Origin of the sequence: uncultured Bacteroides sp., assembly GCF_905207245.1 — a bacterium.
Classification (GTDB): domain Bacteria; phylum Bacteroidota; class Bacteroidia; order Bacteroidales; family Bacteroidaceae; genus Bacteroides.
The window spans coordinates 1-12722 of sequence record NZ_CAJLKP010000053.1 but is presented as its reverse complement, the minus strand read 5'-3'; the positions used below and the strand labels follow the sequence as shown (position 1 = coordinate 12722).

At 41.9% G+C, this 12722-nt stretch carries 11 protein-coding genes; 5 read left to right on the top strand and 6 right to left on the bottom strand.

The genetic code is table 11. The features are described from left to right. Window positions 1-68: 68 nt before the first annotated feature. The gene (locus QZ135_RS15780; RefSeq protein ID WP_294611294.1) at window positions 69-1184 is read right to left on the bottom strand and encodes an OmpA family protein; all 1116 of its coding nucleotides are present in this window, start codon (window positions 1182-1184) and stop codon (window positions 69-71) included. 785 nt (window positions 1185-1969) lie between these two features. Continuing rightward, window positions 1970-2509 carry a glutathione peroxidase gene (locus QZ135_RS15775; protein WP_294611291.1) on the bottom strand — a complete coding sequence of 180 codons (540 nt, stop codon included), beginning with the start codon at window positions 2507-2509 and terminating at the stop codon, window positions 1970-1972. A 117-nt stretch (window positions 2510-2626) separates the two neighbouring features. Here QZ135_RS15775 and araJ point away from each other — a divergent pair, with 117 nt between their 5' ends. Genes araJ through QZ135_RS15760 form a run of 3 tightly spaced genes read left to right on the top strand, consistent with a single transcriptional unit; the run spans window position 2627 to window position 4672 of the window. Beyond that, the gene (gene araJ, locus QZ135_RS15770; protein WP_294611289.1) at window positions 2627-3769 is read left to right on the top strand and encodes an MFS transporter AraJ; all 1143 of its coding nucleotides are present in this window, start codon (window positions 2627-2629) and stop codon (window positions 3767-3769) included. A gap of 57 nt (window positions 3770-3826) precedes the next feature. Continuing rightward, window positions 3827-4246: a hypothetical protein gene (locus QZ135_RS15765; protein WP_294611286.1), complete on the top strand. Its 420-nt coding sequence runs from the start codon at window positions 3827-3829 to the stop codon at window positions 4244-4246. An 18-nt stretch (window positions 4247-4264) separates the two neighbouring features. Next, window positions 4265-4672, top strand: coding sequence for a hypothetical protein (locus QZ135_RS15760; protein WP_294611284.1), 408 nt, complete (start codon window positions 4265-4267; stop codon window positions 4670-4672). 56 nt (window positions 4673-4728) lie between these two features. Here QZ135_RS15760 and QZ135_RS15755 read toward each other — a convergent pair whose 3' ends face one another. Then, the gene (locus QZ135_RS15755; RefSeq protein WP_294611282.1) at window positions 4729-5646 is read right to left on the bottom strand and encodes an RluA family pseudouridine synthase; all 918 of its coding nucleotides are present in this window, start codon (window positions 5644-5646) and stop codon (window positions 4729-4731) included. Between the two features lie 39 nt (window positions 5647-5685). Continuing rightward, window positions 5686-7113: a 23S rRNA (uracil(1939)-C(5))-methyltransferase RlmD gene (gene rlmD / locus QZ135_RS15750; RefSeq protein WP_294611278.1), complete on the bottom strand. Its 1428-nt coding sequence runs from the start codon at window positions 7111-7113 to the stop codon at window positions 5686-5688. A 200-nt stretch (window positions 7114-7313) separates the two neighbouring features. Between rlmD and ppdK the strand changes: the two genes are divergently transcribed. Both ppdK and QZ135_RS15740 read left to right on the top strand, forming a co-directional pair. Continuing rightward, entirely contained in the window at window positions 7314-10040 is a 2727-nt protein-coding gene (ppdK, locus tag QZ135_RS15745; protein ID WP_294611275.1) for a pyruvate, phosphate dikinase, read from the top strand. 168 nt (window positions 10041-10208) lie between these two features. Next, window positions 10209-11093, top strand: coding sequence for an ATP-binding protein (locus QZ135_RS15740; RefSeq protein ID WP_308758102.1), 885 nt, complete (start codon window positions 10209-10211; stop codon window positions 11091-11093). Window positions 11094-11110: 17 nt separating this feature from the next. Here QZ135_RS15740 and QZ135_RS15735 read toward each other — a convergent pair whose 3' ends face one another. Both QZ135_RS15735 and QZ135_RS15730 read right to left on the bottom strand, forming a co-directional pair. After that, a complete protein-coding gene (locus QZ135_RS15735) occupies window positions 11111-11719 on the bottom strand; it encodes a thiamine phosphate synthase (protein ID WP_294611267.1) in 609 nt (202 codons plus the stop codon). Window positions 11720-11876: 157 nt separating this feature from the next. After that, window positions 11877-12473, bottom strand: coding sequence for a superoxide dismutase (locus tag QZ135_RS15730; protein ID WP_294611370.1), 597 nt, complete (start codon window positions 12471-12473; stop codon window positions 11877-11879). Window positions 12474-12722: the final 249 nt, after the last annotated feature.

The window sequence follows — 12722 nt, the reverse complement described above, 5'->3', positions numbered from 1 at the left end:
TACTATTTAACCCTGTCTTCAGGGTGCAGTACAGCTCCTTTTTTTATAGAGGTTTTATTTCTGGTTGCTTATTCTGTGATACAGATTGCCACACGATTTTCATCATTTTTAGAGAAAGGTTGTACTTTGTCTCCCTTAAAATCAACCATAATTCTGTCGGCAGCAATACCTTTTGCTTTCAATGCTTTCTCAACAGCTAAAGCACGTTCTTTGGAAAGTCGTGTGTTGATGGCTGCCGTACCGGTTGCGGCGTCTGCATATCCACAAATAGAGACTTTTACTTCTGCATTCTTTTGCAGGAATGCAACTAATTCGGCGATTTTGCTTTCCTCAGAGGAACGTATAACAGCAGAATTAATCTTAAAGAAGATATTTTCAGTCAGGGGCTTCACTTCTTCTTTTTTCTCTTCTACCGGTGCAGGAACATAAGCCGGTTCTTCTTTCACTTCTACTACAGTTTCCACTACCGGTTCCGGAGTGTAAGTAACCATCGGTTTCGCCTTTTTGCTACTCTTTCCAAACTTGAACGTGAAACCAGCCAGTGCATTAAGCTGCCAGTCAGCATTGTCAGCCTTCTTGGAGTTGAACTTGTCCGACAGAACATTTGCATTTACTTCAAGATTGAAAGATACATGCTTGCTCAGGCGTAGGTTGGCACCCAAACCGCCACGGCCGGCTACAAAGACTTTTTTGCCGCTCCAAAGATATTGCATGTCATAACCTGCATTGTTCAATGCGACTGCATCGTCATTATTAAATCCACCGGCAACGCCTACTCCCAAAAACATATAAGCATTGAAGAAACGCTTCGGATTATAGTGGCAGAATAAGTTGCTTAAGTCGAGTGTGGCATCTACATTTCCTTGCAGATAGTTGAATTTGTATGAGTCGGGAAGTACCGCCCATTTTCCTTTTGCCTGCCAGCCACTTACACCAGCACGTATTCCCCACAGAGGGGTAAACTTATATCCGGCAGAAAGAGCTGCTGTGGGAGATATCAGGTCTTTGAAACTTGCCTCACCAATAGTTTCTGCTGCACCAGCTTGTACCTGCATATACCAATGAGGCTTAAACGTTGTGTTACTTTCTTCTGTGCCTTGCGCGGAAGATTGAGTATTTTGTGCCGATACGGCTAAAGTGCTAAGGCCTAAGACCATAAGCATCAGATTTCTTTTTAATTGCATATTCATCTTGTTTTTAAATTTTTTAGTTCGCGAAATTAAGCATTATTTGTTAGATTTATACTAAATAACAAAAAATAGAGGATTTTGTTTGCGCTACAACTGAAGCAATCTCTCTATTTTTTGTCTGACCAGCTTTTAGTTTTGCAGTAACTTCAGAATGTATTTTCCCGGCATAGCCCCTCATAGTTATGCACCTGTTTGTCGAGTGCATACATTTTTTCTTTCGTTACATGGTTTGATTGGTGCCCCAACATTTGTTTCTTTATTTTAATGAATTTACAAGTTTATAAATGATTAATAATCAATTGTCTGTGATGGCTACACCCTTTGCTTTGGATAGCTACACCCTTTTATGCTTAAGGCTACACCATCCGGTTGAAAGGGTGTAGCCCTTCCACATTTAGGTTGACGGGACAAAGTGATGCTCTTTCTTTGGAGTGAGCTATTAATGATTTATTCTTACATCATATCCGTATGGATCTATGTTTACGGTATCTTCTTTTTGGTATCACTGCCCACACCTTATCAATTTATATACATTTGTCCTCCAATTTAAAGCAAACGTAAATATAGAATAGAGGGGATGGGCTTTATTGCAGTTCATACTGTTGAAATGTGGACACCGACTCGTAAAAGAAATCCCTATTGTATTTTCCGGTGTCAATTATCCCAATTGGAAGCTAATCGAACAATTTACGAATGTGACTGGGGGCTATGATTGAGTTGTATTCAGATCCGGGTAAGGGGAGCCGCTTTGCAATGATTTTGCCAATTATGCAATAAAATCATTTCTCGATCCATTCCACTATTTTCTCTGATAGCGGATCAGTCGTCGAACCATAAGAAGCTACCCATTTCCCGTTTTCATCTATCAGGAATTTATGGAAATTCCAGCCAACTTTTGCATCTTGGACACCGTTCTCACTTTTCTTGGTGAGCCAACTGTATAGGGGGGCAATGTCTTTTCCTTTAACGGAAATCTTTTCCATCATCGGAAAGGTAACTCCATAATTCAAGGTGCAGAATTCTTTGATTTCTTCATTGCTTCCCGGTTCCTGATGCATGAAGTTATTGGCAGGAAAACCAATTACTACAAAATTATCTTTCCCATATCTGGTATATAATTCTTCGAGTTTGGCGTACTGCGGAGTGAATCCACATTTGGAAGCGACATTAACCACCAGCACTTTTTTACCTTTAAAGGTAGAAAGTGATATCTCTTTTCCATCAATAGTCTTGACTGTGAAGTCATAGAAACTCTTCTGCTGTGCTTGGGCAGCTATTGCCATCATTGCCATACATATGCTTATTATAATTGTTTTCATCTTCATATTCTGTTTGTATATAAAAACAAAATACAGTCTTAAATAGTTTATCATTGGAATGAAAAAAAGACTACCTTTGCACCCCGGTAAAAAGGTTAGTTTTTAGGTAAAATAAGTATGAAGAAGAGTCTTATCGCATTAGCATTTGGCACCCTGGGATTGGGAATTGCGGAGTTTGTCATGATGGGTATTCTGCCCGATGTTGCTAAGGATTTGGGGATTAGCATTCCTGTTGCAGGACATTTTATTTCCGCATATGCTTTAGGGGTTTGTGTGGGGGCACCTGCTTTAATTTTAGCCCGTAAGCATCCGTTGAAACACATTTTGTTGGTGTTGGTGACACTGATTATGGTGGGAAATATCTGTGCGGCAATGGCACCTAACTATTGGGTGTTGTTATTGGCACGCTTCGTTTCCGGACTTCCCCACGGTGCATACTTCGGGGTGGCATCTATTGTTGCGGAAAAACTGGCTGATAAAGGAAAAGGTTCCGAGGCTGTGTCGATAATGATAGCGGGAATGACTATTGCCAATCTTTTCGGTGTTCCGTTGGGTACATCATTGAGTAATTCTATTTCCTGGCGTGTTACTTTCTTATTGGTGGGTTGTTGGGGAGTGATTATCCTTTATTATATCTGGCGCTGGGTGCCTCATGTGGAGGGGTTGAAAGATACAGGGTTCAAAGGGCAATTCCGGTTTCTGAAAACGCCTGCTCCCTGGCTTATTCTGGGTGCAACGGCATTAGGGAACGGAGGTGTTTTTTGTTGGTACAGCTATATCAATCCGTTGCTGACGGATGTGTCCGGGTTCAGTGCTGATAGTATTACCGGGTTGATGGTATTGGCAGGTTTTGGTATGGTGGTAGGAAACTTGGTTAGTGGTCGTCTTTCTGATCGTTATACTCCCGGAAAAGTAGGAACTACCGTGCAGGCTATGATTTGTGTTTTATTGTTGTTGATATTCTTCTTGTCACCTTATCCGTGGTTATCTGCATTGCTGATGTGTTTATGCACAGCAGGCCTGTTCGCTGTTTCCAGTCCGGAACAGGTCTTGATTATCCGTGTAGCCAAAGGCGGGGAGATGCTGGGGGCAGCTTGTGTGCAAGTGGCGTTCAATCTGGGTAACGCAATCGGAGCTTATGTGGGTGGAGTGGCTGTTAGTGGTGGCTACCGCTATCCTGCATTGGCAGGAGTGCCTTTTGCCTTGCTGGGTTTCATTTTGTTTCTGGTCTTCTATAAGAAATATCAGGCAAAATATTAAGACATTTCAATATCTTTTCGTATTTTTGTCCGCAGGTATTAACTAAACTTGGAAATTATGAAAACTTTGAATGTTGGAAAAATACTACTGCTATGTACTTTTGTTATTGGTTTGATGTCTTGTGGAGATGATGTCTATTATACTATGGAGAATAGCGATAAGAAACTATGTGACCGAACATGGGTGGATGAATCAGAGACGAATGAGGGATCACCATGCACTTATCAACTGAAATTCTTCAAAGATAATAATAAGGGTCAGGAGCTCACAATAACGTATGATGAGAGTGGAAAAACAACAGTTGATAGAGAATTTTCCTGGCGCTGGGCTGATAATAGTAAAGAAGCATTGAGAATGACTTTTCCTGATGGAAAAGTAAAGTACTTTGAGAATGTGTGGGTACGCGATCATTATCTTAGCGGTAAATTGGATGGTAAGATTATAATGATGACAGATGCCAGTTATGCGAAGAACTAATATTAAAATATAACGGAAATGAAGAAATATCTATATTTTATATTTGCATGTGTGTTGACTTTAAGTCTGGCATCATGTGACGACGATGACCAATATAGTATAGAATCGGTAATAATTGGTCGTGCATGGACGGGAGATGTTGGTATGAATGCTGACAATGGTGCCCCCCTTTTCAGTACATTTACTTTTGGAGGTGATGGATTCGGTGAAGAATATCAGTATTATTCATATGATGGAGCTCGTTATATGAATTACCGCTTTCAATGGTGGTGGGAAGATGATTTTAGTAATAATCTTGTATTAGATTATGGCAGGGCAGGAATTTCTTATATGGACAATGTCAGAGTGACAGGAAATCAGTTGCGAGGTACATTTCATGTGTCGGATGATAGTCCGGGATTCAATTTTGTATTAGAAATGGAATAAAAATATATAATAAAAGCGGGTCACTTTATAAAGTGACCCGCTTTTATTATGTTCGTTTAATCTTTTCTCTTTAGAAACAATCTTTTGAAATCTGACGGATAAGGTGTCTCAAACTGCATTAACTCTCCCGTCACCGGATGATAGAAACAGAGTTTGAAAGCATGTAGCGCCAAGCGCCCGATAGGATTCACTTCTTCCAGGCCATAACGTCCATCACCAATAATAGGATGTCCCAAATCTTGCATATGCACACGAATTTGGTTCTTGCGTCCTGTTTCCAGGTTCAACTCTACCAAAGAATAACCGTTGGCACGTTTAATGGTGCGGTAGTGCGTAATGGATTTTTGTCCTCCGTCATCCGTCGGACTGGAATAGACATAAAGCATACGGTCCGTAAGCCAGGATACCACACAGCCGGCGTTCTTTTCCATTTCTCCGTTAACCACAGCTACATAACGACGGTCGGTCACAATGTCATGCCAGTTATCACGCAAAGTAAACTGCGTCTTTTCGTCTTTGGCAAACATCATCAACCCCGAAGTATCGCGGTCGAGGCGGTGGGCGATATAGACACTACTGCCACGTCCGTTCGAACGCTGTACGTATTCATTTAAGATATGGTAGGCAGTGCGTTCTTTCTGGCGTTCGGTGCTGACTGATAACAATCCCTGCATCTTTTCCACCACAATGATATACGCATCCTCATATACAATCTTCAGCAGCTTATTATGAAACTCCTTTTTGCCTTTATCGCGGCTGATTTGTACTTTCATACCCGGTTTAAGCGGGAAGTTGTATTGAGTGGTTATCACACTGTCTACAAATACCACTCGCTTGCTGAGCAGTGATTTTAGTTTGGTGCGGCTGGCGTCCGGCATCTTGGCTGCCAGAAACTCCATAAGCTCAATTGGTTCTTTAACTGTGTAGTCCGTGTATTGAGTGCGGGCTCGTGCTACTATTTTTCCTCTTGCCACGTTGATGGTGATTAATGGTTAGTGATTAGTGATTAATTCTCAGTCTTCATTTCTTAGTTCCAGCAGTACTACGTTTTCCACATGGTGAGTGTGTGGGAACATATCTACCGGTTGCACGGCTTTCACTTTATATTTCACGTCAAGCAATTGCAAGTCGCGTGCCTGGGTGGCAGGGTTACAGCTTACATATACAATGCGTTTCGGTTCAGCGAATAAGATTACATCTACTACATCCTGGTGCATACCTGCCCGTGGGGGATCAGTGATGATAACATCCGGACGACCATATTCGTTAATGAAATCCTGCGTCAGCATATCCTTCATATCACCGGCAAAGAATAGCGTATTTTCAATTCCGTTGATTTCTGCATTTACCTTTGCATCTTCAATAGCTTCGGGCACATATTCGATGCCGATGACCTGGCGGGTTTGTTTGGAAACGAAGTTAGCGATGGTTCCTGTGCCCGTATAAAGGTCGTATACCAGTTCCTTTCCGGTCAGTCCGGCAAAATCACGCGCTATCTTATAGAGATTATATGCCTGCTCTGAATTGGTTTGGTAGAATGATTTAGGTCCCACCTTAAAACGCAATCCTTCCATTTCCTCGAAGATGTGGTCTTTACCTTTGAAGGTATATACATCCAGGTCGGTGACAGTATCGTTCCGCTTATTATTAATAATGTATAGAAGAGAAGTGATTTCAGGGAATGTATCTGCTACATATTGCAGGAGTTGCTTGAATAGTGGCATTTCTCCGTCTTCTTCTATTTTTGCAATGAGGATAACCATCAGCTCTCCGGTGGTGGATGTGCGGACAATCATATTACGCAACATACCTTCCTGAGTGCGCAGGTTGATGAATGGATAGTTGTGCTCGTAAGCGTAATCACGCACGGCATTGCGGATGCGATTGGAAATATCATCCTGTAGCCAGCACTTTTCTATGGCCAATACTTTATCGAAAGCGTTGGGAATATGGAAACCTACGGCATTCATCTGGTCATATACCACATTCTGTTTTATTTCTTCTTCCGTCAGCCAACGTTTGTTTGAAAAAGTATACTCCAGTTTATTTCTATAAAACTGCGTTTTCTCTGAACCGAGAATAGGGGAAATCTCTGGAAGTTCTATTTTCCCGATGCGAGTCAGGTTGTCCGTCACCTGCTTTTGTTTGTACTTGATTTGTTCGGAATAGGGGAGAACTTGCCATTTACAACCACCACATACACCATAGTGTTGGCAGAATGGAACAGCTCTTTCACGAGAATATTCGTGGAACTTCACCGCTACGGCTTCTGCATAATGATGCTTTTTTCTCTTAATTTGCAGGTCTACTACATCTCCGGGAACGACATAAGGTACGAAAATAACCAAATCATTGACCTTTGCGATGGCTTTTCCTTCGGCAGCCACATCCGTTATTGTCACTTTCTCCAGTAGGGGAAGCTCTTTTCTATTTCTTGCCACTTTTACACCAGTCTAATAAATTATTCTGCAAAAATAGACATTTTTTCGGGATTTCTCTCTATGAAGTGAAATATTAAAGATTGCAATGTCGAAATTGCATTTTGATAGAAAGTTTTTTCTCAAAAAGTTTTCTAGTATGCGAAATATACTTAGATTTGCGAACAGAAAAAAATCACAATCGAGAAACTTAAATTTATATTATGGACAAAAAAAGAGTTTATACCTTTGGTAACGGTCAGGCAGAAGGAAAGGCCGACATGAAGAATCTTTTGGGGGGCAAAGGTGCCAACCTTGCCGAAATGAACCTTATCGGGGTTCCGGTTCCTCCCGGTTTTACAATCACGACTGAGGTTTGTACCGAATATAATGAGATGGGGCAGGAAAAAGTTGTTGCCCTGTTGAAAAGCGAAGTTGAAAATGCTATTGCAAACGTAGAAACGTTGATGCGTTCTAAATTCGGTGATATAGAAAATCCATTATTGGTATCCGTTCGTTCAGGCGCCCGTGCTTCCATGCCGGGTATGATGGATACGATCCTTAATCTGGGTTTGAATGATGAAGTAGTAGAAGGTTTGACGCGTAAAACAGGCAATGCCCGTTTTGCATGGGACTCTTACCGTCGTTTCGTACAAATGTATGGTGACGTGGTGTTGGGCATGAAGCCGACGAATAAAGAAGACATCGACCCGTTTGAGGCTATCATTGAAGAAGTGAAGCATGCGAAGGGTGTGAAGCTGGATAATGAACTGACAGTGGAAGACTTGAAAGAACTGGTGACGAAATTCAAAGCTGCTGTTAAGAAACAAACCGGAAAAGACTTCCCGACTTGTGCTTATGAGCAATTATGGGGCGCAGTTTGTGCAGTGTTCAACTCTTGGATGAATGAACGTGCTATCCTGTATCGCAAAATGGAGAGTATACCTGATGAATGGGGTACTGCTGTTACTGTGCAGGCAATGGTATTTGGTAATATGGGTGAAACTTCGGCTACAGGTGTTTGCTTTAGCCGTGACGCTGCCACTGGCGAAGATTTGTTCAATGGTGAATATCTGATTAACGCACAGGGTGAAGACGTGGTAGCCGGTATCCGTACGCCGCAACAGATTACAAAGATCGGTTCACAGCGCTGGGCGGAATTGGCAGGTGTCAGTGAAGAAGAACGTGCTGCCAAATATCCGTCAATGGAAGAGGCTATGCCGGAAATCTATAAGGAGTTGGATGCTATCCAGACCAAACTGGAAAATCATTATAAAGATATGCAGGACATGGAGTTCACCGTTCAGGATGGCAAACTCTGGTTCCTCCAAACACGTAATGGTAAACGTACCGGTGCGGCGATGGTGAAGATTGCAATGGATCTGCTTCATCAAGGTATGATTGATGAAAAGACTGCATTGATGCGTTGTGAGCCCAACAAGCTGGATGAATTGCTTCACCCGGTATTTGATAAGTCCGCTTTGAAGCAAGCCAAAGCTCTGACTCGCGGTCTTCCTGCATCTCCGGGGGCTGCTACGGGACAAATCGTGTTCTTTGCAGACGATGCTGCCGAATGGCATGCTGCCGGCAAGCGTATCGTAATGGTACGTATTGAAACTTCTCCCGAAGACTTGGCTGGTATGGCAGTTGCAGAAGGTATTCTTACTGCCCGTGGTGGTATGACTTCTCACGCAGCCGTTGTTGCCCGTGGCATGGGTAAATGTTGTGTATCCGGTGCCGGCGCATTGAATATTGATTATAAAGCCCGCACTGTGGAAATAGATGGCGTTCTGTTGAAAGAAGGCGATTACATTTCATTGAATGGTAGTACAGGTGTGGTTTATAAGGGGCAGGTAGAAACGAAAGCTGCCGAACTTTCCGGAGATTTTGCAGAATTGATGGAACTGGCTGATAAATATACGAAACTTCAGGTTCGCACTAATGCGGATACTCCCCATGATGCTGGAGTAGCACGTAATTTCGGTGCTGTAGGTATCGGACTTTGTCGTACGGAGCACATGTTCTTCGAAGGTGAAAAAATTAAAGCTATGCGTGAGATGATTCTTGCAGAAGATGCAGAAGGACGCCGCAAAGCTCTGGCTAAGATTTTGCCTTACCAGCAAGCTGACTTTAAGGGTATCTTCAAGGCTATGGAAGGTTGTCCGGTGACTGTGCGTTTGCTCGATCCTCCTTTGCATGAGTTTGTTCCCCACGATTTGAAGGGACAACAGGAAATGGCGGATGCAATGGGAGTTAGTCTGCATTACATCCAGCAACGTGTAGAGTCGCTTTGCGAACACAATCCGATGTTGGGACACCGTGGATGTCGTTTGGGCAATACGTATCCTGAAATCACGCAGATGCAGACGCGCGCCATTCTGGGTGCTGCTTTGGAACTGAAGAAAGAAGGTGTGGAGACACATCCCGAAATCATGGTTCCGCTGACCGGTATTTTGTATGAGTTCAAAGAACAAGAAAAGGTGATTCGTGAAGAAGCTGCTACACTCTTTGAAGAGTTGGGCGATAGTATCGATTTCAAGGTAGGTACAATGATTGAAATTCCTCGCGCTGCATTGACTGCTGATCGCATTGCTTCTTCTGCCGAGTTCTTCTCATTCGGTACGAATGATTTGACGCAGATGACATTCGGTTATTCACGCGATGATATTGCTTCATTCCTTCCGGTTTATCTGGAAAAGAAAATCTTGAAGGTAGACCCGTTCCAGGTTCTTGACCAGAATGGTGTAGGTCAGTTGGTGCGCATGGCTACTGAAAAAGGCCGTGCCATCCGTCCGGATTTGAAGTGTGGTATTTGTGGTGAACATGGTGGTGAACCTTCATCAGTGAAATTCTGCCATAAGGTAGGTTTGAACTATGTAAGCTGTTCTCCGTTCAGAGTTCCTATCGCACGACTGGCAGCGGCTCAGGCAGCGATTGAAGATTTGAAATAATATTTCTAAAATCTGATATTTATAGGCTGTAAACCTCTTTTGAATAGGTTTGCAGCCTATCTTTTTTTGAAAAACATGCATTCAATAATCATTTATTTGTTTTTTCTTTAGTATATTTGTCCCCACTTAGAACAATCATATTACCTAATCTTTTTAATAACCAACTTTATGAAGCCGGATCTTGCCATATATTATAGATTTTGGGTTACAGAATTTATCTCTAAAAATGAGATTATATTGCTCTGTTTTGGGGTGATAATTTTGTTGCTTTTGGTTATTATGATTACTATATCCATGAGTAAGAACAAACGTCTGAAGACTCTGCAGCAGTTAAATGACGTGGCAGAAGAAAGTAATCAGTTGAAGAATGCCTTCATTGCCAATATGACACATGAGATACGTACTCCACTTAATGCTATCGTAGGATTTACGAATATACTTGCAGAGACTGATAATCTGAGCCGGGAAGAACGGATGATTTTTTTGAAAGAGATTAATGATAATAAGAACTTTCTTGTTCAGATGATAAATGACTTATTGGACTTTTCGAAGATAGAAGCCAATACGATAGAGTACAATGACGGAGATGTGGATGTGAATGCTCTGATTGAGGAAATATGTGCAGTTGAGAATGCACATCCCAGACCATCGGGAATCCTGCTGGAGTTTGTAGAGAAACTGCCTCAATGTCGTTTGATGATAGACCGGGTACGTTTTGCGCAGGTGGTTAATAATTTGGTAAAGAATGCCTTGAAGTTCACCGAACAAGGTAGTGTGCGAATTGGTTATCGTCGTTTGAGCAATGATAATTTCTATTTTTATGTGGCTGATACAGGTTGTGGTATTGATGAAGAAAGTCGTAGGGCTATTTTTGAGCGCTTTGTGAAGATGAACTATAATATTCGTGGTACGGGTTTGGGACTCTCAATCACAAAATCCATTGTAGAACATTATGGTGGTGGTATCGGTGTAGAATCGAAAAAAGGAGAGGGGTCTACATTCTATTTCACCTTGCCTGCCGGAATAGAATACAAGGAATACGGAAAATTCTAAGTTGACAGACTTCGTTTTTAATCCGCCATTTCCTTTAGTTTTTTAAAATGACGGATAACGCCCAGATAATCCCGGTCTGTGCAGACATTGAATTTGTTCCATAAGTCGCCCAATACTACTGCACCTCCAAATCCGAAATCTTTTATTTCCAGAATGTTATCGGGGGTGATTCCACCTAAAGCCATTACTTTTGTATCAATTATCCTTTCTTTTCCTGCTGCGCGTAGCTCTTCGGGGGTATAGCCGGAAAGAGTCCCCTGCTTAGTGATGCAGTCATAAACCGGACTCATGAACACATAATCATAAAAGTGCTTTTTGCTTTTCACTTCCTCTACCGAGTGGCAAGTGCAACTGACGTGTCCTGAATAGTCATGCGGTTCATTCGGATTGCGTGAGTTCAAATGGATACCCATGAGGTCGAACTCCTCTTTCAGATAGAAATGTTCGTGAGTAACGATGCGCTTGTGATATTTTTCGGGAATTAGCGTCAAAAGGCGCTCAGAATACATGGCAGGTGTTTCCGGCTTCCTCAGGTGCAGAATATCCAGCCCTTCTTCAAAAAGTGCTGTGATAATCTTGTCTTCTTCCACAAAAAATGTGGGGGCTGTGACTACAATAAGCTTCATTTCTAATTGTTAAACGTTTATGTTTAGCAAAGTTAATGATAAATGCTTTCAGTGGGTAAGGTTTTTCTTTAAAAGATGTTAGATTGGATACACAAAGCGTACCTTCGGGAATAACCATCCACAAAGGTACGCTTAAAAAGAGTTTATGATGTTGTTGTTATTTCATTCGGCTGCCTACTACGTCCCAATCGATGATGCCCCAAAGAGCATTGATATGATCGGCGCGACGGTTTTGGTAGTCAAGATAATACGCATGTTCCCAAACATCGAAGCCCAACAACGGGGTGAGGCCGGAACGTACCGGGTTACTTCCGTTAGGTTCTTTAGTAATGTGTAGTTTTCCATTCTTGTCTACTGACAACCAGGACCAACCTGATCCGAATAATCCTACAGAAGCGGCTGCAAACTCTTTCTTGAAGTTGTCAAAACTTCCAAAATCGCGTTTGATGGCTTCTGCCAATTTTCCTGTGGGCTCACTGTGAGCAGGTTTCGGGGAAAACTGTAAGAAGTAGAGGGTGTGATTCAGAACTTGTCCGGCATTATTGAAGATAGCTCCATCCGGTGCAGTGGCCACAATAGTCACTAAATCTTTATTCTCATACTCCGTACCCGGAACCAGGTTATTGAGGTTGTTTACGTATGTTTGCAAATGCTTACCATAGTGGTAATCTATTGTTTGCTGACTGATTACAGGTTCCAATGCATTGTTTGCATATGGAAGTTTTGGCATTTCGTGAGTCATAATTATAAGCATTAATGATGTTAATAACGTATTCATAATTTGTCTTGAATTATGGTTTTGTTATTATAACGTTTTCCATCCTATAAATGTTCTTCCATTTCCATTAATTTTTTTAGAAGCTGCTTTATTGCGATGTTTCGGTTTGCAGAGGTTTCTTATATTTTCATATTTTAATTGTAAGAATATCTTTTTTATTCCTTATCTGAACGGATTTGAATCAGTTACGAGCTACAGGCTACAAGCTACAAGTGCCTTTCGGAA